24 protein-coding genes are annotated in these 23920 nt (G+C 70.0%); 10 read left to right on the top strand and 14 right to left on the bottom strand.

What is annotated here, in order from left to right; translation table 11 throughout:
- The first annotated feature begins 39 nt into the window (after positions 1-39).
- A complete protein-coding gene (locus tag BLW75_RS15150) occupies positions 40-996 on the top strand; it encodes a helix-turn-helix transcriptional regulator (RefSeq protein ID WP_034312812.1) in 957 nt (318 codons plus the stop codon).
- 26 nt (positions 997-1022) lie between these two features.
- Here the strand turns inward: BLW75_RS15150 and BLW75_RS15145 are convergent, their stop codons facing one another.
- From BLW75_RS15145 to BLW75_RS15130, 4 genes are read right to left on the bottom strand one after another with little or no spacing between them, the layout of a single operon-like run.
- Positions 1023-1850 carry an enoyl-CoA hydratase family protein gene (locus BLW75_RS15145; RefSeq protein WP_034312809.1) on the bottom strand — a complete coding sequence of 276 codons (828 nt, stop codon included), beginning with the start codon at positions 1848-1850 and terminating at the stop codon, positions 1023-1025.
- Complete coding sequence (locus BLW75_RS15140) at positions 1847-2539, bottom strand: SDR family NAD(P)-dependent oxidoreductase (protein ID WP_034312807.1); 693 nt, start codon at positions 2537-2539, stop codon at positions 1847-1849. The genes BLW75_RS15145 and BLW75_RS15140 overlap by 4 nt, the downstream gene beginning before the upstream one ends.
- Entirely contained in the window at positions 2536-4038 is a 1503-nt protein-coding gene (locus BLW75_RS15135) for a benzoate-CoA ligase family protein (RefSeq protein WP_034312805.1), read from the bottom strand. The genes BLW75_RS15140 and BLW75_RS15135 overlap by 4 nt, the downstream gene beginning before the upstream one ends.
- A complete protein-coding gene (locus tag BLW75_RS15130; protein WP_034312803.1) occupies positions 4035-4760 on the bottom strand; it encodes a creatininase family protein in 726 nt (241 codons plus the stop codon). The genes BLW75_RS15135 and BLW75_RS15130 overlap by 4 nt, the downstream gene beginning before the upstream one ends.
- Positions 4761-4808: 48 nt before the next feature.
- Between BLW75_RS15130 and BLW75_RS15125 the strand changes: the two genes are divergently transcribed.
- The 4 genes from BLW75_RS15125 to BLW75_RS15110 all read left to right on the top strand — a co-directional run bounded on the left by BLW75_RS15125 (position 4809) and on the right by BLW75_RS15110 (position 8922).
- Entirely contained in the window at positions 4809-5654 is an 846-nt protein-coding gene (locus tag BLW75_RS15125; protein ID WP_034312801.1) for a PaaX family transcriptional regulator, read from the top strand.
- Positions 5655-5720: 66 nt separating this feature from the next.
- Entirely contained in the window at positions 5721-6503 is a 783-nt protein-coding gene (locus BLW75_RS15120; RefSeq protein ID WP_034312798.1) for a tryptophan 2,3-dioxygenase, read from the top strand.
- A complete protein-coding gene (locus BLW75_RS15115; protein WP_034312795.1) occupies positions 6500-7693 on the top strand; it encodes a PLP-dependent aminotransferase family protein in 1194 nt (397 codons plus the stop codon). The genes BLW75_RS15120 and BLW75_RS15115 overlap by 4 nt, the downstream gene beginning before the upstream one ends.
- 158 nt (positions 7694-7851) lie before the next feature.
- A complete protein-coding gene (locus BLW75_RS15110) occupies positions 7852-8922 on the top strand; it encodes a Glu/Leu/Phe/Val family dehydrogenase (RefSeq protein ID WP_034312793.1) in 1071 nt (356 codons plus the stop codon).
- A 199-nt stretch (positions 8923-9121) separates the two neighbouring features.
- Here the strand turns inward: BLW75_RS15110 and BLW75_RS15105 are convergent, their stop codons facing one another.
- A complete protein-coding gene (locus BLW75_RS15105; protein WP_005162443.1) occupies positions 9122-9310 on the bottom strand; it encodes a DUF5302 domain-containing protein in 189 nt (62 codons plus the stop codon).
- A 74-nt stretch (positions 9311-9384) separates the two neighbouring features.
- On the bottom strand, positions 9385-10350 hold the full coding sequence (locus BLW75_RS15100; protein ID WP_034312789.1) for a winged helix-turn-helix transcriptional regulator: 966 nt from the start codon (positions 10348-10350) through the stop codon (positions 9385-9387).
- Positions 10351-10447: 97 nt separating this feature from the next.
- On the opposite strand from BLW75_RS15100, the gene BLW75_RS15095 reads away from it, so the two are divergent.
- Positions 10448-11923, top strand: coding sequence for a carotenoid oxygenase family protein (locus tag BLW75_RS15095; protein ID WP_034312786.1), 1476 nt, complete (start codon positions 10448-10450; stop codon positions 11921-11923).
- A 254-nt stretch (positions 11924-12177) separates the two neighbouring features.
- Here BLW75_RS15095 and BLW75_RS15090 read toward each other — a convergent pair whose 3' ends face one another.
- Positions 12178-13047, bottom strand: coding sequence for an alpha/beta fold hydrolase (locus BLW75_RS15090; RefSeq protein WP_034313005.1), 870 nt, complete (start codon positions 13045-13047; stop codon positions 12178-12180).
- A gap of 61 nt (positions 13048-13108) precedes the next feature.
- Between BLW75_RS15090 and BLW75_RS15085 the strand changes: the two genes are divergently transcribed.
- Positions 13109-13846 carry a TetR/AcrR family transcriptional regulator gene (locus BLW75_RS15085; RefSeq protein WP_034312784.1) on the top strand — a complete coding sequence of 246 codons (738 nt, stop codon included), beginning with the start codon at positions 13109-13111 and terminating at the stop codon, positions 13844-13846.
- Positions 13847-13940: 94 nt separating this feature from the next.
- Here the strand turns inward: BLW75_RS15085 and BLW75_RS15080 are convergent, their stop codons facing one another.
- Both BLW75_RS15080 and BLW75_RS15075 read right to left on the bottom strand, forming a co-directional pair.
- Positions 13941-14573, bottom strand: coding sequence for a TetR/AcrR family transcriptional regulator (locus BLW75_RS15080; protein WP_034312781.1), 633 nt, complete (start codon positions 14571-14573; stop codon positions 13941-13943).
- A gap of 201 nt (positions 14574-14774) precedes the next feature.
- Complete coding sequence (locus tag BLW75_RS15075) at positions 14775-16139, bottom strand: sensor histidine kinase (RefSeq protein ID WP_034312778.1); 1365 nt, start codon at positions 16137-16139, stop codon at positions 14775-14777.
- Between the two features lie 77 nt (positions 16140-16216).
- Between BLW75_RS15075 and BLW75_RS15070 the strand changes: the two genes are divergently transcribed.
- From BLW75_RS15070 to BLW75_RS15060, 3 genes are read left to right on the top strand one after another with little or no spacing between them, the layout of a single operon-like run.
- On the top strand, positions 16217-16729 hold the full coding sequence (locus BLW75_RS15070; RefSeq protein WP_034312776.1) for a P-loop NTPase family protein: 513 nt from the start codon (positions 16217-16219) through the stop codon (positions 16727-16729).
- Complete coding sequence (locus BLW75_RS15065) at positions 16726-17385, top strand: ATP-binding cassette domain-containing protein (RefSeq protein WP_034312773.1); 660 nt, start codon at positions 16726-16728, stop codon at positions 17383-17385. Before BLW75_RS15070 ends, BLW75_RS15065 begins: the two co-directional genes overlap by 4 nt.
- Positions 17382-18497 (top strand): FtsX-like permease family protein, encoded by a 1116-nt coding sequence (locus tag BLW75_RS15060; RefSeq protein ID WP_034312769.1) that lies wholly within the window; start codon positions 17382-17384, stop codon positions 18495-18497. Before BLW75_RS15065 ends, BLW75_RS15060 begins: the two co-directional genes overlap by 4 nt.
- Here BLW75_RS15060 and BLW75_RS15055 read toward each other — a convergent pair.
- The 5 genes from BLW75_RS15055 to BLW75_RS15035 all read right to left on the bottom strand — a co-directional run bounded on the left by BLW75_RS15055 (position 18491) and on the right by BLW75_RS15035 (position 23890).
- Positions 18491-19195 (bottom strand): response regulator transcription factor, encoded by a 705-nt coding sequence (locus tag BLW75_RS15055; protein ID WP_034312768.1) that lies wholly within the window; start codon positions 19193-19195, stop codon positions 18491-18493. The two genes, BLW75_RS15060 and BLW75_RS15055, sit on opposite strands and share 7 nt — an antisense overlap.
- Before the next feature lie 76 nt (positions 19196-19271).
- Positions 19272-20744 carry an apolipoprotein N-acyltransferase gene (locus tag BLW75_RS15050; protein WP_034312766.1) on the bottom strand — a complete coding sequence of 491 codons (1473 nt, stop codon included), beginning with the start codon at positions 20742-20744 and terminating at the stop codon, positions 19272-19274.
- Positions 20745-20813: 69 nt separating this feature from the next.
- Positions 20814-21620: a sugar phosphate isomerase/epimerase family protein gene (locus tag BLW75_RS15045; protein WP_034312763.1), complete on the bottom strand. Its 807-nt coding sequence runs from the start codon at positions 21618-21620 to the stop codon at positions 20814-20816.
- A complete protein-coding gene (locus tag BLW75_RS15040) occupies positions 21620-22771 on the bottom strand; it encodes a dihydrodipicolinate synthase family protein (protein ID WP_034312759.1) in 1152 nt (383 codons plus the stop codon). The genes BLW75_RS15045 and BLW75_RS15040 overlap by 1 nt, the downstream gene beginning before the upstream one ends.
- A gap of 78 nt (positions 22772-22849) precedes the next feature.
- The gene (locus BLW75_RS15035; protein WP_034312757.1) at positions 22850-23890 is read right to left on the bottom strand and encodes a LacI family DNA-binding transcriptional regulator; all 1041 of its coding nucleotides are present in this window, start codon (positions 23888-23890) and stop codon (positions 22850-22852) included.
- Between the last annotated feature and the right edge of the window lie 30 nt (positions 23891-23920).

The following is a 23920-nucleotide window of genomic DNA, read 5'->3' as shown; positions in this document are numbered from 1 at the left end:
GGACAGGATCGGTCCGCTATCTCTGGCACAGTGGGTGACATGGAGGACGAGCGCGGCACGACCGAGCGGGTGCTCACCCTGCTCGGCCTTTTGCAGCAGCGCGCGGTGTGGACCGGCCCGGAACTGGGCGAACGGCTCGGCGTCACGCCGCGCACGATCCGCCGCGACGTCGAACGCCTGCGCGCGCTCGGATATCCGGTGCAGGCCGGCAACGGCGTGGGCGGCGGCTACCAGCTCGGACCCGGCCACGACATGCCGCCGCTGCTGCTGGACGACGAGGAGGCGATCGCCACCGCGGTCTCGCTGCTCGCCGGCGCGGGCAGCGGCGAGGCCACGCTCCGGGCACTGACGAAACTCGATCGGGTGCTGCCGACCAGGCTGCGCCACGAGGTGAGCGCGTTGTCCGGTGCGGTGGTCGCCTTCGACGGAAGCCGCGCGCCGATCGACCCCGACGTACTCATGACCCTGGCCCGAGCTTGCCGTGACGAGGTCGAGGCGGGCTTCGCGTATCCGTCCTCTTCGGGGTCCGCGGTGCGGCGGGTCGAGCCGTATCGGCTGGTGGCTTCCGGGCGACGCTGGTATCTGCTCGCCTACGACCTCGACCGCGACGACTGGCGCACTTTCCGCGTCGACCGGATGACCGAGGTTTCCGCGAGGTCGTGGCGTTTCCGCCCGCGCCCGGCACCCGACGCGGCCGCCTACGTGCAGGAGAACATCGCCAGCCGGGTGTACCGGCACCAGGCGCGATTCCTGGTCCACGCACCCGCTCCCGTTGTGCGGGCGCAGATTCCGGCTTCGGCGGCCGTCGTGCGGGAACGGGGCCGTTCGCGGTGCGAGGTGGTGAGCGGGGCCGGGGATCTCGACTTCCTGCTGATGCACGTGGTGGTGCTGGGGCACGCGTTCGCGGTGATCGAGCCGGCGGAGCTGGGGGAGCGGTGCCGGGTGCTGGCGGAGCGGCTACTGGGCACGGCCGGTCCTGCGCAAGTAGATGACTAGTTGCGGGGGCTTTCAGCGAAAAGAGCTCACCGCCCGGTCCACTGGGGCGCACGCCCGGCCGTCCAGGCCGCATAGAACTCCCCGTGGTCCTTCGCCGTCATCAGCAAAGCCTGCGTGATCGCTTCCAGCTCGATGGAACTGCCCAGGTCCATGTCCAGCTCCCGCGTCAGCAGCACCTTCGTCGTCCCATAGGCCAGAGCCGGGCCATCGGCCAGGCGCCGCGCCAATGCGGAGGCCTCGGCAGCGAGCTCGGCGTCGGGAACCACCTTCGAAGCCAGGCCGATCGCCTCCGCGCGCGTCGCGTCGATCTTGTCGCCCAGCATCAGCAACTCGGTCGCCCGGCCCAGACCCACGAGCCGCGGCAGCAGGTACGCCGAGCCCATGTCCGCGCCGGCCAAGCCGACCTTCGTGAACAGGAAGGCGAACTTCGCCGAAGACGCCAGCAGGCGGAAGTCGCTCGCCAGTGCGATCACCGAACCCGCGCCCGCCGCGATGCCGTTCACCGCGGCGATCACCGGGATGGGGCACTCCCGCAGCGCCTTCACCACCGCGCCGGTCATCCGCGTGAACTCCAGCAGTTCGGCGGACTCCATTCTCTGCAACTCGCCGATGATCTCTTCGACGTCGCCGCCGGAGCAGAAGCCGCGCCCCCGGCCGGTGACGACCAGCACTCGGACGTCGCCGCGGTGCGGCAACTCGGCCAGCAGGTCGCGCAGGTCCGCGTAGACGTCGAAGGTGAGCGCGTTCAGTTTTTCGGGGCGGTCCAAGGTGACCGTGGCGACGCCGTCGTCCACGGTGAACTCGAAGTGCTCCCAGTCCGTCGTGATCGGCGGCGTGGCGCGGAACGGGCTCATGACTGGATCCCACCTCCATCGAGGACGAGTGTCTGTCCGTTGATCGCGGCCGCTTCGGGCGCCGCGAAGAAGGTCACCGCGTGGGCGACCTCGTCGGGTTCGAGCAGGCGGCCGAGCGGCGCCGCGGCGGCGAGGGCGGCCTCGGCGCCGGCCTCGTCCCGGCCGGTCTTTTCCCGGATCCGGGCGACCGAGGCGGCCGTCATGTCCGTGCGCACGAAGGCCGGGCAGACGGCGTTCGCGGTGACACCGGTGCCCGCCAGTTCCGCGGCGGTGGCCCGCATCAGGCCGACGGCGGCATGCTTCGACGCGGTGTACCCGGCCGTGTAGCGGTAGCCGATATGCGACGCCGTCGAGGCGACGGTGACGATCCGGCCGGTGTCACGCGACCGCATACCGGGCAGAGCCGCCCGAGTGCACAGGAAGGCGCCGGTCGCGTTGACCTCGATCTGCGTGCGCCACTGCTCCAGCGACGTCTTCGCCAGCGGCGCGCTCGCCGAGATCCCGGCGTTGTTCACCAGCACGTCCACCGGGCCGAGATCTTCGAAGTACCGCGCGACGGCGTCTTCGTCGGTGACGTCGCACTCGGCCCGGCCGGGGGCGTGCACCTTGTCGCCGGCGGCCCGGAACCGGGCGGCGATGGCCGCGCCGATCCCGCGGGTCCCGCCGGTGACGACGACGATCCTGCTCACTCTGCCTCCACCCGGCGCAACGCGCGCCGATCGAGTTTCCCGTTGGCCGTGCGGGGGAGTCCGGTCACGAACACCACCTCGCGCGGGTATTTGTGCTTCGCCAGATGTGTCCGCGCGTGGTCTTTCAGCTCCTCGGCCGTGGCGGAAGCGCCCTCCGCCAGGACGACGCACGCCCGCGGGACGACGAGTCCGTCGACCGTCACGCCCAGTACCGCGCAGTCGACGACCGCGGGATGACCGATGAGACAGTCTTCGATCTCGCTCGGCGCGACGAACACACCGGACACCTTCAGCAGGTCGTCGGCGCGGCCGTGGTGATGGAAGTAGCCGTCGATGTCGCGGCTGAACAGGTCGCCCGTGCGCAGGGTGTCGCCATGGAACGTCCGCGCGGTCTTTTCCGCGTCGCCGTGGTACCCGCGCGCGATGGTCGGGCCGGTCACCTCCAAGGTGCCGATCTCCCCATCCGGCAAGGGATCGCCGCGTTCGTCGAGGACACGAGCGGTGTAGCCGGGTACCTCGCGGCCGAGGCTGCCGACCCGCTGCGCGCCGGGAACGTTGGACAGATAGATGTGATACGCCTCCGACGAGCCGATCCCGTCGATCACCGGGACACCGAACAGGTTGTCCCATTTGCGATGCAGCTCCGACGGCAACGCCTCGCCCGCCGACGTCGCCAGCCGGAGCGAACTCATGTCCACAGAGGACGCTTGCGGATGGGCGATCATCGCGCTCATCATGGTCGGCACGTTGACCAGGATCGTCGGCCGGTGGCGTTCGATCAGGGAGAACAGCAGATCGGCGGTGCTGCGCTGGGGGAACACGATCCCGGACGCGCCGACGCCGAACGGGAACAACGCGGTCAGATCCCGCGCGTAGCCGAAGAACAGTTTCGGCACGGCCAGCACGCGGTCGTCTTCGCGGAGTCCCAGCACGCCGAGCGCGTACCGGTCGAAGCTCTCCAGTGCGCTGCGCGCCGGGTGCACGCAGGCCTTGGGCGCACCGGTGCTGCCGGTGGTGAACTTCCAGATGGCGACGTCGTCCAGCGTGGTCGGCGCGGCCTCCAGCTCGGCGGACGCCGATGCGGCCAGCGAGTCGAACGAGTGCTCACCGGGCTCCAGCGCGACATCGCCGACGACCAGCAGGTTTCGCGCCCCGGCCGCCCGCAGCGCGGGCAACGTCGAGCCGTCGGCGATGACGACGACGGCCTCGGTGTAGTCCAGGTAGTACGCGTAGTCCTTGGGCTGGAGGAAGGAATAGACCTCGGCGGTGACCGCGCCGATCTTCTGCGCCGCGTACCAGAGGGCCACGAACTCGACACCGTCGTTCAGCGCGAGCAGGACCCGCTGTCCACTTCGGACATCCAGCTCCCGCAGCACGTTCCCGGCCCGGTTCACCCGAGCCGCCAAATCCGCGTACGTGACTTCCTCGTCGCCGCACAGCAACGCCGTCCGTTCGCCGGGCAGGCGGTCGACGAAATGGGTCGCCAGATTGAAGGTCATACCAGTTCTCGGATCGCTTCGACCAGGATGTCGGTGAGCACCGAGAAGGTCTTCTCGCCTTCCTCCGCGGTCGCCTGGGCGGGGGATCCGCAGTAGGCCTCGGTCATCCCGGCCGAGCCGAAGTCGGTGATGGTGGTGCGCGCCAGGTCGACGTGGACCGGCGGAAGGTCGCGCTGAACGGCGGCGTCGACGAGGTCCGGCCGGTCGGCGAGCACCAGTGCCGTCTCGTACTGCCCGGCGTGGCATTCGCCGGAACGGAACTCGTCGGTGAGCCGCTCGGCGTACCGGCGGCGGACCAGGTCGACGAAGCCGACGCCCGCCGTCTCGGCCACGCGCCGCAGCACTGTCAGATGCGCCGGTTCGAAATGGTTGTTGACCAGCAGGATCCGGGTGAGTCCCTGCTCGGCGAGCGCCCCGCAGATCTCGGTCAGCAGCGCGTACAGGGTTTCCTCGCCGATCGAGATGCCACCCGCGAACCCGGCGGCGAGCCGCGTCACGCCGTACGGAACCTCGGGCAGGATCAGTACCCGGACACCCGGATCACCGGCCAGCCGCGCGGCGGCGCGCTCGCACATCCCGCGGGAGATCAGGGGATCGGTGCCCAGCGGCGCGTGCGGTCCATGCGGCTCGACGGCGCCCACCGGCAGCAGCAGCACGGGAACGCGCTCGTCGGACGCGAGCGCGGCGACCTGTGGTGAGCTCAACTCCGCGAAGTACGTCACCCGAGTCAAGCTACACCGCAGCGGCCTGAGGTGTATAGAGTTGCTCGTATGCCCGAATCGGCCGCGCCCCACGGCGACCCAGGTCCCCAGGAACTGGTGATGACGCTGCTCGGCACTTACGTGTCGCCGCGCGAGAGCCGTCGTGTCTGGTCCGGCGGCCTGGTCGGCGTGCTCGCCGGGCTCGGCTTCTCCGACGGCGCCGCGCGGATCGCGCTGGCCAGGCTCGCCCGCCGCGATCTGCTCGCGCGGCACAAGGCGGGCAGGCTCGTCCACTACTCGCTGACCCGCCGCACGATCGCGCTCCTGGAGGACGGTGACCGCCGGATCTTCTCGCTCGGCAGGCGCGAACGCGAGGTCGGGGAGTGGACCGTGCTGTGGCAGAGCATCCCGGAGAGCCGGCGGCAGGCCAGGGAACGGCTGGTGCGGCGCCTGCGGTTCCTCGGTTTCGGGCCCGTCCAGGACGGCACCTGGATCGCCCCGCACGACCGTGAGGCCGAGGTACTCGCCCTGCTGGCCGAACTGGACGTCTCCGAACACGCCGGGCTGATGCTCGGAAAACCGTCGGCCGGGCTCGACGTCCGGCGCTTCGCCGCGAGGGCGTGGAACCTCGACGGCCTCGCCGCGCGGTACGACGCGTTCGTCCGGGATTTCGGCGGGTATCCGGGAGACCTGCCCGACGCCGAGGCGTTCCGGGTCCGGACCTGGCTGACGCACACGTTCCGCGCCTTCCCGTCACTCGATCCGGAGCTCCCGGTCGGGCTGGTGCCCGCTCCGCCGAGCCGGGCGGCCGCGGTCGACCTGTTCCACGAGCTCTACCACGCGCTGGCCCCGGCGGCGCAGCGCCATTTCGACGAGGTGACGGAAAAAGGAAAGGTGACCGGGAGAGGCTCTTGATCTTTCCGGGATCGCGCCCTGGCGGCGCGATCACGGTCGGCGCGATATCGATGGAGTGACAGAAAAATGAACGACACTCAGGCCGCATTGAGTTACACGTCCTACCTTTCGCTGGACGAATTGCTGGACGCGCAGCATCCGCGGTCCGACGAGCACGATGAATTGCTCTTCATCGTGATCCACCAAGTGTATGAACTTTGGTTCAAACAAGTTCTCCACGAGGCGCTTTACCTGCAGGAGCAACTCGAAGCGGGTAACACCGCTCACGCCGTCCGCACACTGAGGCGAATCCTGACTATCTTCAAGGTGGTGGTCGCGCAGATCGATGTGCTCGAGACGATGACTCCGAGCCAGTTCACCAGTTTCCGTGCGCGACTCGACGCTTCGAGCGGGTTCCAGTCGGCTCAGTTCCGCGTCCTGGAGGCCGTCCTCGGCCGCCGGGACGAGCGGGTGTTCGCGCATTACCCCGAGGGCGGTGACCAGCGTGCCCAGATCGCGGACGCGATGTCACGGCCGTCGCTCTTCGACTCCTTCGTCACCTACCTCGCGGTGAAGGGGTACGACGTCCCGACCGGGCGCGATGTCACCAAGCCACTCGAACCCTCTCCGGCGCTCCAAGAAATTCTGTTGCGGGTCTACCGCGACGACACCGGGCCGTCCGTCGTGGCGGAGCACCTGGTCGATCTGGACGAAGGGATGCAGGAGTGGCGGTATCGGCACGTGAAGATGGTCGAGCGGACCATTGGAGACAAGACCGGGACGGGGGGTTCGTCGGGAGCGCACTATCTGCGTACGACGCTTTTCTCCCCGATGTTCCCGGATCTCTGGGCTGTGCGGAGCAGGCTTTGACGAACCTCGACGAACTTCGCCGCGACCCCAACGCGCTCGCGGCGCACTACACGGAATTCGGTGTGGCGGACCGGTTGCTGTTCACCGGGCACTCGCACCAGGCCTGGCCGGACGTCGCGCGCGAAGGCCTTCTCGAAGCCTTCGCCGACGCTGCCGAAGAGGTCGACACGAAGTGGGCGCGGGCCTTCGCCAAGGCGGACGAGCTGCGGGCCGGGTTCCGGGCGCTGCTCGGTGACCCGCACGGCGACATCGCGCTCGGTGCCAGTACGCACGATCTGGTGATCCGGTTCCTCTCGGCGATGGACCTGCCGCGCCGTCCGCGGCTGGTCACCACCGACGGCGAGTTCCACACACTCCGCCGTCAGCTGGGCAGGCTGGCCGAGGAAGGGGTCGAGGTGGTCCGCGTCCCCGCGGCGCCGGTCGCCACGCTGGCCGAACGCGTCGCGGCCGAGGTCACCGAAGACACCGCCGCCGTGCTCGTTTCGGCGGTGCTGTTCGAGACCTCCCGCCTCGTGCCGGGTCTCGCGCATCTCGCCGACGTCTGCCTTTCGAAGTCGGTGAACCTCGTCGTCGACGCCTATCACGCGCTCGGCATCGTCCCGTTCTCGCTGCACGACCTCGGGCTCACCAACGCCTGGGTCCTCGGCGGCGGCTACAAGTACCTCCAGCTCGGCGAAGGCAACTGCTTCCTGCGGATGCCCGCGCACGCACAGGAACTGCGGCCGGTCGTCACCGGCTGGTACGCCGAGTTCGGCGCGCTCGCGGACGAGCGCCGACCCGACCAGATCGCCTACGCCTCCGGATCGGACCGGTTCGCCGGAGCGACCTACGACCCGACGAGCCACTACCGGGGCGCCCGCGTCTTCCGGTTCTTCGCCGAGCACGGGCTCACGCCCGAGTTCCTGCGGGAGGTGTCGCGGCACCAGGTGGGCTACCTCGCCGAGGGCTTCGACAGGCTGGGGCTGCCCGAGGACGTCATCACCCGTGACCGGGAGACGCCGCTGGACCGCATCGGCGGGTTCCTTTCGCTGAAGTGCGCCGACGCGGGCGCGCTGCAGGCCGCCCTCGACGAACGCGGCGTGCGGACCGACAGCCGCGGCGCGTATCTGAGGTTCGGGCCGGCGCCTTATCTGTCCGACCGGCAGCTCGACTCCGCGCTCCGCGTCCTCAAAGAGGTCGTCGACGGTTGAGACGGCCCGCCCCGGCTTGGCGAACGGACCGGGGCGATCTAGGTTTGCGATGTGGCACCGTCGCCGCCGGACGACCTTCGTCGGGGACTGTGCCTTGTTGCAGGAACTTCGCACGTGAGCCACAAGCAGCGTGCACTCCAGGACAAGGAGTCACCACAGTGACCGAAGTGTTCGGCCAGGGAACCGGCCATGAACAGGTCGTCTTCTGCCAGGACCAGGCCACCGGCCTGAAGGCCATCATCGGGATCTACTCGACGGCGCTCGGACCGTCGCTGGGCGGGACCCGCTTCTACCCCTACGAATCCGAAGACGCGGCCCTCGCGGACGTCCTCGCGCTGTCGAAGGGGATGGCCTACAAGAACGCGCTCGCCGGGCTCGACCTCGGCGGCGGCAAGGCCGTCATCATCGGCGACCCCCAGAAGCACAAGACCGAAGCGCTGCTTCGCGCCTTCGGCCGGTTCGTCCAGTCGCTGGGCGGCCGCTACATCACCGCCTGCGACGTGGGTACCTACGTGCAGGACATGGACATCGTCGCCCGCGAATCGGAGTTCGTCACGGGCCGCTCGCCGGAGAACGGCGGCGCCGGCGACTCCTCGGTGCTCACCGCTTTCGGTACCTACCAGGGCATGCGGGCCTCCGCGGACGCCGTCTGGGGCGTCCCCGACCTCGCGGGTCGCAAGGTCGGCGTCGCCGGGGTCGGCAAGGTCGGGCACATCCTCGTCGGGCATCTGATCGAGGCGGGCGCGCAGGTGGTCATCACCGACGTCTCGCCCGCGGCGATCGAGCGCACCCGCGCGGCGTACCCCGGCGTGGAGGTCGTCGAAGACCTCGACACGCTGATCCGCACCGAGCTCGACGTCTTCGCGCCGTGCGCGCTGGGCGGGGTGCTCACCGACGAGACCGTCGGCGACCTCCGGTCCAAGATCGTCTGCGGCGCGGCCAACAACCAGCTCGCACACCCGGGCGTCGACAAGCAGCTCGACGACCGCGGCATCCTCTTCGCGCCGGACTACCTGGTCAACGCCGGTGGCGTGATCCAGGTCGACGACGAGCGGCACGGGTTCGACTTCGCGCGTGCCAAGCGCAAGACGACGGCCATCTTCGACACCACCAAGGAGGTGTTCGCGCTGGCCAAGGCCGACGGCGTGCCACCGGCGACGGCGGCCGACCGGCTGGCCGAGCGCCGGATGGCCGAGGTCGGCGGACTGCGGTCGATCCTGACGGTGTAGTTCTCAAGCGCCATGAAGGGGCCTTTCATAGCAAAATTCGCGATGAAAGGCCCCTTCATGGCATGCGCGGCGGAGTGGTGCCCGGTGTGGCCCTGGGACCCAGCTCCGTCGCGCGGCTTGGACGCGGCGAAAGCCACTTTCAGGACACCAGATGCCCCGAAAGTGGCTTTCGCGTCAGGTTCGTCCAGGCGCGGAGGACTCAGCCGCTCTTGCGACGGAAGGTGCGTTTGTTCGCCGCCGGACCGTGCGCGTGCAGGTTCTTCCCGCCGCCGTTCTCGTGGGCCGAGCCCGAGCGGGCCTGTGCCTGCTTGCGCTCCAGGGCCTCGCGGAACTTGCGCTTGGTGTCGTCCTCTTCGCCATCCGCAGGGGACGGTGCGGGTTCAGTCATTCTTACCTCCGAGGTGACGACGTGTGACCACGCCAGCCTGTCAGGAACCGACCGGCTTGGCGAGTCGATTTACGTCACCTGGGCGGCGTGGGCAGCCGGACCGGGCCGCCGAACCGGACCCGGTTCCGCAGCAGCGGCCGCCAGCAGTGGTCGCACAGCAGGATCGGCTTCAGCCGGTTGCCGCAGTCCACGTGGTCGAGTGTGATGTCCGGTTCCTGGCCAGGGACCTCGAAACCCTGTGACCACTCGGCGATGAAGGCCAGCGCGGGGAAGAACGCGAGCCCCTTCGCCGTCAGCCGGTAGTCGTGCGCGTCGGTGCGGGTCTTCGCGGCTCCGGTCCGCAGCACACCGACGTCCACGAGCTTCGACAGCCGTCCCGAAAGCACGCTCGGCCCGATGCCGAGTTCGCGTTCGAACTCCGAGAAGTGCCGCGCCCCGAGCAGTGCGCTCACCACGAGCCCGGTCGACCACCGGTCACCGAGGAGTTCCATGGTGTCCGGGAAGAACATCAGCGGGTCGCCCGCGAGGGATTCGGCGTCCTTGCGGCGGAAGCGTTTCGAGGCCGTCGCCTCGACGACGCCGGTGTCGTCGAGCCGTCGTGCGCGGACGTCGCGGGCGTCGACCCGCCGTTCGCAGGAGGCGCAGCCGAGCGGTGCCGAGGTGGCCAGTTCGCAGTCGAGGTGGATCAGCGTCGGCAGCACGGCACGCCGTCCCTCGACCCATTCCCGTTCCCAGGCCCAGATCGAGATCAGCAGCGGCCACAGTTCGAGGCCGCGTTCGGTGAGCCGGTACTCGTGCCGCGTGCGGCGCGCGTCGCGGTACGGCGTGCGGACGAGCACGCCCGCGTCGACCATCGCGCGCAGCCGCCCGGACAGCGCGGTGGGGGAGATGCCGAGCCGCAGCCGGAGTTCCTCATAGCGGCGGAAGCGCAGGAAAAGGCTCTGCAGGATCAGCAAGGTCCACTGGTCGCCGAGCAGTTCGAGCGCGTGGCGCAGTGGATCGCCCGCCGGCCGGACGCGCTGCGCCGTCGCCTCTGTCACGTGGTTCCTTCCGAGGGTGGGATCGCTGTCAGCGTACTACTGACTACAGCAGTAGAAGTCTATTGACACCTGACTACAGCAATCGTAGTGTCTCGGCATGGCCAGTACCTCCGAGCACCCGGTGCTGGTGGCGGCCGCCACCGGCGAATCCGAGGTCAACCCGTACCTGATGGGCGTCTACGCCCCGGTGGGGGAAGAGATCGACGCGAGCGATCTCGAGGTGGTCGGCGAGATCCCCGCGGATCTGAACGGCGTGTACCTGCGCAACGGGCCGAACCCGCGATTCGCGCCGGAAGGGCGCTACCACTGGTTCGACGGCGACGGCATGATCCACGCCGTCCACCTGGAGAACGGCAAGGCCCGCTACCGCAACCGCTGGATCCGCACCAAGGCCTTCGAGGCCGAATCCGCGGCGGGCAAGGCGCTCTGGAAGGGCGTCATGGAGTCGCCCGAAGGCAACCCGTTCGGCAACACGCATGGCGTGAACGTCAAGGACAGCGCCAACACCGACCTGATCTTCCATCGCGGCAAGGTGCTCTCCACCTGGTACCTGTGCGGCACGCCGTACGCGGTCGACCCGCTGTCGCTGAAGACACTGGGCGCGGAGGACTTCCTCGGCACGCTGGTGGGCGACATGATGGCCCATCCGAAGGTCGACGAGCGCACCGGTGAGCTGTTCTGGTTCGACTACGGGCCGCGACCGCCGTACCTGCGTTACGGCGTGATCAGTGCGGACGGCAAGGTCGCGAGCACGACCGAGATCGAACTCCTCGGTCCGCGCCTGCCGCACGACATGGCGATCACCGAGAACCACGCCGTACTGATGGATCTGCCGCTGGTCCAGGACATGGAGGCGGCGCGGAACGGGCGGCACAAGTTGTTCTTCGACCGCTCACTGCCCAGCCGGTTCGGGGTGCTGCCTCGCTACGGTAACGGTAGTCAGATTCGCTGGTTCGAAGCCAGCCCCTGCTACATCTATCACGTCGTCAATTCCTGGGAGCAGGGCGAGGAAGTCGTCCTCGACGTCTGCCGCGTGCAGCGGCCGCGACCGCGTGCCGACGCGCTCACCCCGCTCGCCAAGATGCTGTCGTACCTGCGGCTGGACGCTTCGCTTCACCGCTACCGGTTCAACCTGCGGACCGGGCAGTGCCTGGAGAACCAGCTCGACGATGACAACACCGAATTTCCGTCCGTCGACTCGAGGGTGGCCGGCGGCCGGAATCGCTTCTCCTACGCGGTGCACATCTCGCCGGACGCGACGCTCAAGTTCGACGGCCTGGTGTGCTACGACAATCGTGCCGGCACCAAGACCGAACACCGTTTCGGCCCGGGCCGGTGGGGCAGTGAGGCGCCGTTCGCACCCCGCGACGGCGCGGCCGCCGATTCCGACGACGGCTATCTGGTGACCTTCGTCCAGGACGAGCGTGAGGGGCGCTCGGAGCTGGACGTTTTCGACGCCGCCGATCTCGCTGCCGGACCCGTGGCCAGGGTTCTGTTGCCCCAGCGTGTCCCGCTCGGTTTTCACGCGACCTGGGTCCGGGCGGACCAGCTGGAACCTTCCCGTAGCCGATGATCCCCTTCGTGCCCGCCCACCGGAGGGGTGTGGGCAGGCGCAGGGCCGGAAAGCCGCGTCCGAGTCGCTCCTTCCAGGGGGTGGGGCGACTCGGACGCGGCGGTTTCCACGGAACGCCGTACGGCTCCGGCGAGTGAGCCGATCGCGGTCGCGTTCGCGCCGAACCGAGGAGCCGAAGCACTCGCTTCCCTCCAGGGAACACCGCGTCACCGGACGTGAATGGCTTCCCTGCGCCTCCGCCGGGATTTGCCCCTTCAGGCCTTCCGCGCGTGCGCGACGATCGCGCCGGCGATCGCGGGCCACAGCTGCCGCGGCAGTTCGTGCCCCATCCCGGGGAACAACAGCAGTTCGGCGTCCGGGATCGCTTCCGCGGTCGCCTTCCCGCCGCTGACGTTGATCAGCGGATCGCTTTCGCCGTGGATGACGAGCGCCGGGACCCGCACCTTGCGCAGTTTCGCCGTGCGGTCACCCGAAGCGACGATGGCGGCGGCCTGCCGCAACGCTCCCGCGGGGTGATTCGCGCGGTCGTGGTTCCGGGTGGCCTTCATCCGCAGGAATTCCTCGTCGGACGGGTGACCGGGCGAACCGACGAGCTTGAACCATGCGACACCGTCTTCGATCGCCTGCTCCCGGGTGGCGGCCGGTGGCCGCGTCAGCCCGGCGAGCGCGGCGGGCTCGGCGTGCCCGACCGAGGGATCCCCGGTGGTGGACATGATCGACGTCAGGCTGAGCAGCCGCTCCGGCGAGTCGATCGCGAGCTGCTGCACGATCATCCCGCCCATCGACGCGCCGACGACGTGCGCGCGGCCGAACCCGAGCGCGTCGAACAGCCCGGTGACGTCGGCGGCGAGATCGGACAGCAGGTACGGCGCGGTGGCCGGATCACCCGCGGCGAGCGCGGCCAGATCCGGCGCGGGAAGATCGTCCAAATAGGACGACAGACCGACGTCGCGGTTGTCGAACCGGACGACGTGGAACCCGCCGCCGGCGAGCAGCTCGCAGAAGCCGACCTCCCACGTCACCATCTGGGCGCCGAGGCCCATCACCAGTACCAGCGGCGGATCCGCGGGGGAGCCGAAGGTGTCGTACTCGAGTTCGAGGCCGTTCACACGCGCGCGGGGCATGGCACGATCCTGCCGGAAGCCCCCGCCGTCCGACCAGCCGAAGGCGGATACGGTAGCCCGCATGCCGACTTTCCCCGAAGACGCGGGCCCCCGCCCCAGGTCCCGCGCGGCTTCCGGACGGCCGGCCGTCACCAGGGACCGGATCGTCGACGCCGCGCTGGAGCTGTCGGCGGAGTCGGGCCTGGAGAACTGGACGCTGCGGCAGCTCGCGGCGGCCGTCGACGCCTACCCCGCGGTCGTTTACCACCACGTGGGCGACCGGGACACCGTCGTCGTCGCGGTGCTGGACCGGGTGGTCGGCGAGCTGACCCTGCCCGACGAAACCCTGCCGTGGCGGGAGTGGTTCGACGAGTTCCTGCCGACCGTGCGGAAAGTGCTGCGCCGCTATCCCGGCTCGGCGCGGCGGCTGGCCCTGTTCGGGTCGTCGGTCGCCGCCGCCGTGCCGACCATGAACGCCGGCATCGGCCGCCTGCTCGCGGCGGGCTTCGGTACCGAGTCGCCGTTCGCCTACAACCTGCTGCTCGCCACCGCCTGCCAGTTCGTCGCGATGGAGGACGACCGCGAGAGCGCGATGGCGCTCCAGCTCGACCGCAGCGAGGGCTACGCCGCGTACCGCACACGCGCGGACTTGCCGGGGATGGCGGCGCTGGGCGAGTCGGTTTCGGCGCTGGTCGCGGACCCCGATCTCGCGGCCGGCTACTACGAGCGTCTCTACGCTTATGCCGTGCAGCGCTGCCTCGACGGGCTGGAACTCAGGCTCACCCAGTTGAACGCTTTGGGAAGTTTGACAGAGCCGTGACAGGGAATCGGCGTAGTGTGGAGGAATACCGGTGCTCGTCACCGGTCCCGAAGCCCCTGGCACCCACCTCCCCCTCGAGGTGCCGGGGGCTTCTCTAGGTGCGCGGGGCTGCCCGCTGGATCTCGGGAAAGACCTCGCCGACCAGTGTGACCAGCGACTTGCTGAGCAACGTGTGCACCTGAGCGCGATCGAGCGAGCCGCGTACGAGCCATTCGCGGCCCGCCGCCTTGACCATCCCGCCGAACGCGCGGACCAGCGCGTTCAGCTCCTGCCCGTGTTCGCTCTCACGGGAGAGCCCGACCGCTTCGAGCACCCGGTCCGCCGATTCGCGATCGGCCTCCTCCAGGATCCGTTCGACTTCGAGGTCGCGGCCGATGCCTTCCGGCGCGATCGCGGCCAGCCACATCTTTCCCTGGCTGGTGACCATGTCCAGGAACCAGTCGATGGCGACGTCGGCACGCAGTTCGAGCGGCCCGTCCGGCAGGATCTCGACGGCGAGCCGCGGCACGGTCAGCGCGCGCCGGATGATCTCCAGGTAGAGCTCGCGTTTGGTGCCGAAGTAGTGGTTGATCAGACCCCTGGCGACGCCTGCCTCCGCCGCGATGTCCGAAGTGGACACTTCCGAGTACGGGCGGTCGGCGAAAAGGCGGGCCGCGCAGGCGAAGATCTGCTCTTTGCGTTCGTCCGGTTCCAGTCTCCGCCATCTCGGCGCCGGCTCGGTGGTCATGCGGTCAATCTTCCCACGATCGATTCAGCGGGGCCGGACAGCGGCCGAATCGGTGTGACATGTAAAAGCAAAGTGTCAGTTAATCCGGCGTGTACCGTCTGTTGGCCCGCTGGTCTTTACCGTCTTCATTCAGGTGGCATGCCGTGCGCGCTGTCGGGGCGCGTTTGCCTCCTACCGGCCCGGCCTGGCGAGTAACCCCCCCTAGCTCGCCAGGCCCGGGCCTTCTTTTTTCGGCGTGGGACGTTCGGCTGGCAGAAGCAGCGTGAACGTCGTCGGCGACGGACTGGTCAGCCGCAGCCGTCCGCCCTCCGCCTCGGCAAGGCTCCGCGCCAGCCGCAACCCGATCCCGTTGCCTTCGTGGTCCTCGGTCCGGTCGGCGGTCGCGAACGGATCGCGACCGTCCGGGATGGTGCCCTCGTCGCTCACGTCGATGGCGAGCGCGTCCCCGGCGTCGCGTGCGAGGACGGAGACCGTGCCGCGTCCGTGGGTCGCCGCGTTGTCCAGCAGTACGGCGAGCACCTGCCGCACCGCCGCGTCCGCCGCCCGCGCGGGGAGGGCATCGCGTCCGCTGATCCGCAGCGCCCGGCCACGCCCGGCGAGCAGTCCGTGCCAGGTCTGCCGGACCTCTTCGAAGAGTTTGCCCAGGTCGAGCAGCGCTCGGGGGGCCCTGGTCTGCTTGGCCAGCGCCAGCAGGTCGTCGATGGTGCGTTCCAGGCGGTCGGCCGACGCGATGCCGTCGCGGATCGTCGCGTAGGGGTCGCGATCGGGGCTCTCCAGCGCCGCCTCGAGTTGCAGGCGCAGGCCGGTCAGCGGCGTCCGCAGCTGGTGGGAGGCGTCGGAGGAGAAGGTCCGCTCGCGTTCCAGCGTCTCGCCGATCCGCTCGGACGTGACGTCCAGCGCTTCGGCGACCTGATCGATCTCGCGGACACCCGTCCGGCGGGCGCGCACGGTGAAGTCACCCTCGCCGAGGCGTTCGGCGGTGGCGGCCAGATCCTCCAGCGGCCGCGCCAGCCGGGTCGCGATCCGGCGCCCGATCAGCCAGCTGGCCCCGATCGCGAGCCCGGCGAGGACGATCATCTTGATCCAGGTCAGCCGGATCTGGGCGTCCAGTTCGGACCGGGGGTGGGCGGCGCGGACCACGCCGACCAGCGACTGCCCGCTGAGCACGGGGACGGCCAGGACGACCTCGTCGTCGCGGGTCCCGGTCGCCATGTCGGTGTAGTGCGCTTCGCGGACGTAGCGGTCTTCACTGGGCGGGCCGTTGCCTGCCAGGAGCCTGCCGGTCGGGGTGTAGACCGCGACCCTGATCCCGCGGATGCGGTCCTTGTCCGGTTTGATCGGCCGGAGCTCCGGGACCCGGCCGTTGGCGAGATCGCCGGTCACGTCGAGCACGACGGTGTCGGCGACCCGTTCGAGGTCGTGGGTCGAGTTGCCCTCGTGGAACCTCGCGACCGCGACGGCCAGCGGCGCCCCGAACAGGGTGATCGCCAGCACCGCGGCCAGCACGGTGAGAGTGACGATCCGGCGGCGCACGGACAGAGTGTGGCCGACGAGCGCGAGGATCACCCACCCGACGCGATATTTTGCCGTCCGTTGACCTGAGATCAAGGCGATGTTGACCCCGTTCGCCTTACCTTGGGGCCATGCGCCGACGTGCCGCCGTCATGGCAGGCCCGGGGCCCGGATCCGTCCCCCTCGTCCGGTTCGCCGTCCCGGGCGAGTGTGTGGCCGTGCTGCCCGCCGGAAGCGGCGAGGCCTCCGCCGGCGCTCCCGGTGTCGGCGTGCTGCTCAGACGCGGAAACCTCTTCGATCACCTCACCGTCGCGCGGAACGTCGTGCTGGCGGGACGGCTGGCCGGCCGCTCCCTCCGCGCCGCGGACGACCTGCTCGAACTGGTCGGGCTGGCCGGCCGCGGTGACGACTATCCGGACACGCTGTCGGCGCTGGAAAGCGCGCGCGCCGGAGTCGCCGTCGTGCTGGCCGGAGCCCCCGAGACGGTCCTCGCCGACGAACCCGCCGGTGAACTCGACGGACTCGCCGCACTCGAACTCATGGATCTGCTGTGCGCCGTCGCGGCTCGCGGGACGGCCGTGGTCGTGGCGACCCGCGACCCCGAGATCGCGGCCGCCGCGCACCGGATCGTGAGAGTGGCGTGACGGCACCACTGGTCCGCGCCGACGAGCTGGCGCACACCTATGGTTCCGGGCTGACCGCCGTGGTCGCCGTGCACGGCGTGACCTGCGAGATCTGCGCGGAGACCCGCGCGGTGGTGACCGGCAGGGCCGGTGCCGGGAAGACGACGCTGCTGCATCTGCTCGCCGGGATGAAGAAACCGACGGCGGGCACCGTCGTCTGGCCTGCCTTCGAGCCGTCGCCGCCGGGCCCCGACCTGATCGGGTTGATGCTGCAGGACGGCGGGCTGCTGCGCGATCTCGACGTCCGGCTCAACGTCGCTCTGCCGCTGGTGCTCGCCGGCCGGACCGGCACGGCGGTCCGCGACGCCGTCGACGGCGCGCTGGAGCTGGTGGGCCTGGCCGGTTTCGCCAAGAAGGCGCCCCGTGACCTGACCGGTGAGCAGATCCGGCTCGCCGTCCTGGCCAGGGCGCTCGCGCCCGCGCCGAAACTGATCCTCGCCGACGACCCGGCGGGCTGGCTCGACCAGCGTGAGGGGCAGCGGCTCCTCCGCAGGCTCCTGGGGGCCGCGGACCAGCTGGGCGCCGGACTGCTGGTGGCCACGGCCGAAGAGGCCCCGGCCGGGCTGTTCGGCGAGCGCTGGGCGATGGTCGACGGGAAGCTGGTGCGGGACCGGTGATCGCGGCGATGGCGTTGTGGGTCGGCGGGATCGCGCGCGTGCGCCCCGCCAGGCTCGGTGTCCCCGCGGCCGGGGTCGCGATCGTGACCACCCTGCTCGCGGTGCACGACTGGACCGGAAGCCTGGCACCGCGATGGGTGCCCGCGATGGTGCTCGTGGTGCTGCTGACCACCCCCTCGGCGCGGGTGCTGCGGGCGGATCAGGACCTGCTGCGGGCCCGCGGCGCCACCGGCGGGCAGGTACTCGGCCTGGCCGCCGCCGAAGCCGGTACGGCGGGCCTGGCGGGTGGCGTGGCCGGGGTCGCCCTGTCACTGGCCTGTGGCTTCTCGACCGGCTCCGGAGTCTCGCTCGTCCGGGAAATCGTTCTCTTGCTGCTCGCCGGGACGCTCGTCGCGGCACTCGCCATCCTGCCCCCGGTGCTGCGCGAGTGGTATTTCATCCCGAGCGACGAAGGTCCCCCTTGGTGGGCGCCGTACGGCCTCGACGTCATCCTGCTCGCGCTCGCCTTCGTCTGGCCGTTGTTCGGCTGGGCGGGCGGCACGATGCTGCTGTGGCGATTGGTGGAGCTGGGGCTGCGGAAGGGAAAGCGGGTGATCGGCGGCCTGCTCCGGCCGCTCGTCTCCGGACTGGCGGGGGTGCTCGCGCTGTCCATTTCGTGGCGGAGCGCGCTTCTGGCGCGGTCCGTGGTGCTGGTCGCGCTGGCGGTGGCCTATGCCATTTCGACCGCCTTCACCAAGGACGGCTGCGGCGAGGCCAAGGTGGATCTGATCGCGTCGCTGATCCTCGCGGCCGCCGCGGCGGGGCCCTCGTTCGGGGCGGCGCTCAACGAACGCAGGCGTGACCTGCTGATCGTGAGCACGCTCGGCGGGAAACGCCGCCAGGTGGCGGCGTTCATCGCGGGGGACGCGCTGGTCGTCGGGGCCGGGGGCCTGATCGCGGGGCACGTGCTCGGGGTGCTGTTCGTCGCCCTCACCGGCATGGAGCGAGTGCCTTCGCCGCACGGGTACTTCGGGTTGCTGGCGGCGGTGGTGATCGTGTCGTGCGTGGCGGCGTCGGCGCGGATCGCGCAGCTGGCCGCCCGGGACGAGGTCTCCGACCTGCGCGACTACTGACTCTCGAAGGGCTGCTCGAGCCGGTACCCGTGGCCGCGCAGCGTCGAAATCCTCGGCGCCTGCTCGGGGGTGGGCGCCGACTCGGTCAGCTTCCGGCGCAGCGCGGCGATGTGGACGTCGAGGGTCTTCGTCGAGCCGTACCAGTGCGCGTCCCACACCTCCGACATCAGCGTGTCCCGGCTGACCGCGACACCCGGCTGCTCGGCCAACCGGGCGAGCAGGTCGAACTCCTTGGCCCGCAACGAGATCTCCCGCCCGCCGACGCTGACCCGCCGTCCGGCGGTGTCCACCCGCAGATGGCCGATGGCGATCGCGGGCCTGCTCTCCGGCGGAGCCGTCCCCCGCCGCAGATGCGCCCGGACCCTGGCGAGCAGTTCGCCGAGCCGGATGGGTTTGGTGAGGTAGTCGTCGGCGCCGGCCTCCAGGCCGACGACGACGTCCATCTCCTCCTGCCGCGCGGTCAGGATGACCAGGACGGCGCCGGGAAGCTCCGCCCGCAGCCGACGGCAGACCTCGACCCCGTCCAGATCCGGCAGGCCGAGATCGAGCAGGACGAAGTCGATGCCGCCGTCCGCCGCGGCCGCGAGCGCGGTGCGGCCGTCGCGCTGCCAGGAAACCTCGTAGCCGTGCAGGCGGAGGGTCGATTCGAGGACACCGCCGATCGCGTCGTCGTCTTCCACCACGAGCAGTTTCGGCATGCGGGGGAGCTTAACCGTTGAACACTGTTCTTTTCGGGTATGACGTTAGGAACACCACCTCTTCCGTAACGGGGTGCTAACGTTTCCTTCGATATGTCCATAAAGGACAGAGCGCGGCCGCCGCGAGGCACAGCCAGGCGAACACGTCACCGACACGGCTGTACACGGTCTGTGTTCTCGGCTGTACCGGCAGATCGGCGACGAGCGTCTGCTGATCCGTGCGGTAGTAGTCGGCGTGCCCGAGCACGCGGCCCTGGCCGTCCACGGCTGTGGAATTCCCATGGGTGGAGTGCCGGAAGAGGGAGTAACCGTTTTCCACCGCGCGGAAGCCCGCCTTTTCGGCGTGCAGGGAGCCGAAACCCGGCCAGTCGTTGGCGGGGACGAGCATCAGTGCCGTCCCCTTGTCCGCGGCTTGGCGCATCAGGCCGGGGAAATCGGCGTCGTAACAGATCACCGCCGCGAGCCGTCCGTACGGTGACTCCGCGGTGGGGACGTTCCCCGGGCCGGGGGTCATCGGTTCCATCGGCGTCGGATGTGTCTTGTCGTAGGTCCACAGCACCTCGCCGGCCGGTCCGATGAGCACGACCACGTTGCGGATGTAAGGAGCTTGCGACGTGTAGAGCGCGTACGCGACCCCCACGTGGATACCGGCCTGTCTCGCTTCGTCGCCGACCCGCTTCAGCAGCGCCGCCTGATCACGTTCCAGGACGCGAGCGTGGGTTTCCGGCCAGAGCACGATCTTCGCGCCCGCCGACACCTGCTGCTTGGTCCGCGCCACGAGATCGTCGGTGACCGGTGCGAACGCCGCACCGACCGCGACCGGATCGGCACCGCTGACCTCCTGCGCTCGCCAATACTTCACCCCGATGCGCTCCAGTGCGCCGGAACTCGACCGGTCGGCCTCGGCCGACGGGCTGATCCCCGCGATCCGCACGGTCTCCGTGGTGGGAGCGTCGAACAGCAACCGCGCGCCACCGGCGGCGAACACCACGCCGAGCAGGCAAACGTGGACGAGGACCGTGCGCTTGACCGGCTGCCAACCTTCCGCCCAGACGGTGTTCGCCACCGACGCGAACCACGCGAGGACGAAGGTGAGGCCGTAGACGCCGGTCACGGACGCCGTCTGGAGCAGCGGCAGGTTCGTGGCCTGGGTGCTGCCGAGCGCGCCGAAGTCACCGAAACCGGTGATCACCGTGAAAAGGTGTTCGCCCGCGACGAGCGTCACCGGGAACACCAGCGTCCTCAACGGCCCGGCGCGCCCGGCGAGCAGCCGATCGGCAAGGAACGCCGTCGTCTGCAGCACCGCGAGCAAAGTGAACGCGAGCAGCGCGGAGAGCACGAACAGCAGGCCGGTGACCCCGAGCCAGAACAGCTGCCCGATCAGCAGGGACAGGCCCACCATCAGGACCGCGCGACGAAGGGGGACCAGGCGGGCGTAGCGGAGCAGGAAGACCGGGAACACCCAGGCCGCGAGCGGAACGTTCCAGTCGGTGTGGACGGCGAGCAGGAGCAACGCTGTGCCCAGCCACCAGAGCAGCCGTGGTTTCATACCGCGAACGGTAGGAAACCACGGCCGCCCGGACAGCCGACCTTGGGCAGCGAGGGACCCTTACTTTCGTCAGGAAACGTGATCCCGGTAGGCCTCGATGGTCTCCGCGAGCACCTCGCCACCGGGGCGGCGCCAAAGGTCGGCGTCGAACACCTCGACCTCGATCGGCCCGGTGTAGCCGGCGGCCTCGACACACGCCTTCAGGTGCCGGTGGTCGATCGGGCCGTCACCGGGCAGCGCCCGGCCGAGCAGGGTGTCGGTCAGCGGTACCTTCTGGTCGCAGACGTGGAATCCGGCGATCCGGCCCGCCGCCGCGGCGATCGACTCCTCGATCCGCGGATCCCACCACACGTGGAACTCGTCGACGATCACGCCGACCTGATCGGCCGGATGCTCCCGTGCGATCGCCAGCGCCTGGTCCACTGTGGACAGGACCGACCGTTCGGCGCACTGCATGGGGTGCAGCGGTTCCAGGCCGAGGCGGACCCCGCGCTCACCGGCGTACGGTGCCAGCTCACCGACCGCGTCCGCGACCCGTTGCCTTGACGAAGCCAGGTCGCCGTTCACCCCGCCGACGACCAGGACGAGGACGTCGGCGCCCAGGGTGGCGGCTTCGTCGATCGCCTCCCTTGTCTGCGCGACGCCGTCCACAGGGGACCCTTCCGGGGTGATCCCGGTGAAGAAACCACCACGGCACAACGACGACACGCCGACGTCGTACTCCTTGAGCAACCGGGCGGTCTCCTCGACACCGGTCTCGGCGACCTTGTCCCGCCACAGGCCGATCCAGCGGACGCCCGCTTCGGCGCAGCCCGCCACGGCTTCCGGCAGCGACCACGCCTTGGTGGTGATCTGGTTCAGGCTCAACCGGTCCATCACGCCACCCCCGCCGCGGCCAGCAGCGGCCGCATCCGCGCGACGGCGAGCTCCGGGTCGGTGAGCGCGCCCGCGGCGTCCGCCAGGCGCAGCAACTCGGCCAGATGCGTGATCGAGCGGGCCGACTCGCGGCCGGCGACCATGCGGAAGTGGTCCTGGTGCCCGTTGAGATAGGCGAGGAAGACGACGCCGGTCTTGTAGTTCCTGGTGGGCGCCCGGAAAATGGCCCGGCTGAGCGCCGCCGTCGGGTCCAGCAGGCCGTGGAAACCGTCCTTGTCGCCTTCGTCGAGGCGGGCGAGCGCGGCACCGGCGACCTGCGCGACAGCGTCGAAGATGCCCAGAAGCGCCTCGCTGTGGCCCTGGTCGTCCCCGGCGATGAGCTCCGGGTAGTTGAAGTCGTCGCCGGTGTAGCACCTGACACCTTCGGGCAGGGCGCGGCGGAACTCGGTCTCGATCGAGGCGTCGAGCACCGAAACCTTGACCCCGGCGATCACGCCGGCGTGCTCGGCGCAGAGCCTGCCCAGTTCCTTCGCGGCCGCGCGGACGTCGTCGTGGCCCCAGTAGCCCGCCAGGGCCGGGTCGAACTGCTCGCCCAGCCAGTGCAGCAGGACCGAGCGGTCCGCGCCGGAGAGCAACTTCCCGTACGCGGCGTGGTAATCCGCGGGCCCGGAAGCCGACGCGGCCAGCGCCCGGCTGGCCATCACGACCGGGATCGCCCCGGCCTCGCCGACCAGGTCCAGCTGTTCCCGCCAGGCGTCCACAATGGACTCGGCGGTCGCTTCGCCGCCGGGCAGCTGATCGGTGCCGACGCCGGCCACCCACGGCCGTCCGGCGGCGAGTGCCCCGGTGCGCCGGATGAGGTCCTTGGTGGTGCCCCAGTCCAACCCCATCCCGCGCTGCGCGGTGTCCATCGCTTCGGCGACGCCGAGACCACAGGACCACAGGTGCTCGCGGAAGGCCAGCGTGGTGTCCCAGTCCAGCACCGCACCTTCTTCGGGGTCGGCGGGGGCGAGCGGGTTGGCGACCACGTGCGCGGCCGCGTAGGCGATCCGGGAGGTCGGCGGTGACGCCGGTTTCGCGGGCGTTGCCGCCCCTCGGGGCGTCCACTCCGCCAGTCCGCCGTCAGCGGTGGGCAGGGCGATCAAGGTCATCGGGTCTCCGTGGCGCGGGGGTGAGAAAGCGCTTTCTCGCGCCACGGTAAGTCACCCCATGGGCCGCACACAAGGGTTTCAGCGAGCGGGAGCGGCGGTGCTGCGGCGCAGGACGACCTCGCCGGACATCCGCACCACGCGCGGCCGGGTGCCGGGCGATGCCTTGAGCGCCAGGTCCATGGCCCGTTCGCCCAGCTTCTCCAGCGGCAGCGCGACCGTGCTCAGCGCGGGCGTGAGATCGCGCACTACCGGGATGTCGTCGAAACCGGCGATCGACATCTCGCCGGGCACGGAGACGCCGGCGTCGCGCAGCGCCGACATCGCGCCGATGGCCATCACGTCGGTCACCGCGAACACACACGTCGGCCACTGCTTCCGCGGCCGGGCGAGGACCTTCTCCATTGCCTCGTAACCACCGTCGCGGGTGAACGCCGCCTCGAAGACGTCGTCCTCGGCCAAGTCGACGCCGTGCTCCAGCAGCTCCGCGGCGAAGCCGTCGAGACGGTCCACGACGGTCGTCAGGCTCTTCGGCCCGGCGAGCACGGCGAACCGCCGATGTCCCAGGTCCAGCAGGGCCTTCGCCAGTTCGGCGCCGCCACCGCGGTTGTCGGGCTGGACGGTGTCCACCTTGAGCCCGCGATGCCTGCTGACCGCCGCCACGTGCCCGCCGCCGCGCCGGTACGGCTCGAGTTCGGCGGCCATCGCCTTCTCCCACGCCTTGTCTTCGAACGCGGAACCGATCAGCAGAATGGCCGACGCGCGCTGCGCACGCAGCGTCGAAACGTAGGCGACCTCCTTGGCCGGATCGCGGAACGTGCTCGCGAGCATCACCAGAAGATCGTTTTCGCTCGCCACCCGCATGACCCCGCCGGCGATCGCGGCGAAATACGGATCGCCGACGTCGTGACAGATCACTCCGACGGTGGGCCGTGAGCCACCGGCCAATGCCTGAGCGTGAGCGTTGGGGGTATAGGACAGCTCGGAGGCCGCGGCGATCACTCGTTCGCGGAGATCTCCCCGGACGGTGGCGGTGCCGTTGAGTACGCGGGACGCGGTCGCGAGCGACACGTCCGCGGTGCGCGCCACATCCTCCAGCGTCACGTGGGGGCGAGCCTTCATCGATCCTCCAAGCGGGCGTTTGGGGCATAG

The organism is Amycolatopsis lurida, assembly GCF_900105055.1.
GTDB classification, from domain to species: Bacteria; Actinomycetota; Actinomycetes; order Mycobacteriales; family Pseudonocardiaceae; genus Amycolatopsis; species Amycolatopsis lurida.
Note: the sequence above shows the minus strand (reverse complement) of the source record. Positions and strands in the feature narration are given on the sequence as shown.

Excerpts from the sequence above, each read along its gene's own strand:
- BLW75_RS15095 (WP_034312786.1), top strand. The coding sequence starts at position 10,448 with ATGGCCAGTACCTCCGAGCACCCGGTGCTGGTGGCGGCCGCCACCGGC.
- BLW75_RS15135 (WP_034312805.1), bottom strand. The coding sequence starts at position 4,038 with ATGACCTTCAATCTGGCGACCCATTTCGTCGACCGCCTGCCCGGCGAA.
- BLW75_RS15080 (WP_034312781.1), bottom strand. The coding sequence starts at position 14,573 with ATGACCACCGAGCCGGCGCCGAGATGGCGGAGACTGGAACCGGACGAA.
- BLW75_RS15050 (WP_034312766.1), bottom strand. The coding sequence starts at position 20,744 with ATGAAACCACGGCTGCTCTGGTGGCTGGGCACAGCGTTGCTCCTGCTC.
- BLW75_RS15040 (WP_034312759.1), bottom strand. The coding sequence starts at position 22,771 with ATGACCTTGATCGCCCTGCCCACCGCTGACGGCGGACTGGCGGAGTGG.
- BLW75_RS15125 (WP_034312801.1), top strand. The coding sequence starts at position 4,809 with ATGCCCGAATCGGCCGCGCCCCACGGCGACCCAGGTCCCCAGGAACTG.
- BLW75_RS15120 (WP_034312798.1), top strand. The coding sequence starts at position 5,721 with ATGAACGACACTCAGGCCGCATTGAGTTACACGTCCTACCTTTCGCTG.
- BLW75_RS15070 (WP_034312776.1), top strand. The coding sequence starts at position 16,217 with ATGCGCCGACGTGCCGCCGTCATGGCAGGCCCGGGGCCCGGATCCGTC.
- BLW75_RS15145 (WP_034312809.1), bottom strand. The coding sequence starts at position 1,850 with ATGAGCCCGTTCCGCGCCACGCCGCCGATCACGACGGACTGGGAGCAC.
- BLW75_RS15055 (WP_034312768.1), bottom strand. The coding sequence starts at position 19,195 with ATGCCGAAACTGCTCGTGGTGGAAGACGACGACGCGATCGGCGGTGTC.
- BLW75_RS15035 (WP_034312757.1), bottom strand. The coding sequence starts at position 23,890 with ATGAAGGCTCGCCCCCACGTGACGCTGGAGGATGTGGCGCGCACCGCG.
- BLW75_RS15105 (WP_005162443.1), bottom strand. The coding sequence starts at position 9,310 with ATGACTGAACCCGCACCGTCCCCTGCGGATGGCGAAGAGGACGACACC.
- BLW75_RS15045 (WP_034312763.1), bottom strand. The coding sequence starts at position 21,620 with ATGGACCGGTTGAGCCTGAACCAGATCACCACCAAGGCGTGGTCGCTG.
- BLW75_RS15150 (WP_034312812.1), top strand. The coding sequence starts at position 40 with ATGGAGGACGAGCGCGGCACGACCGAGCGGGTGCTCACCCTGCTCGGC.
- BLW75_RS15085 (WP_034312784.1), top strand. The coding sequence starts at position 13,109 with ATGCCGACTTTCCCCGAAGACGCGGGCCCCCGCCCCAGGTCCCGCGCG.
- BLW75_RS15090 (WP_034313005.1), bottom strand. The coding sequence starts at position 13,047 with ATGCCCCGCGCGCGTGTGAACGGCCTCGAACTCGAGTACGACACCTTC.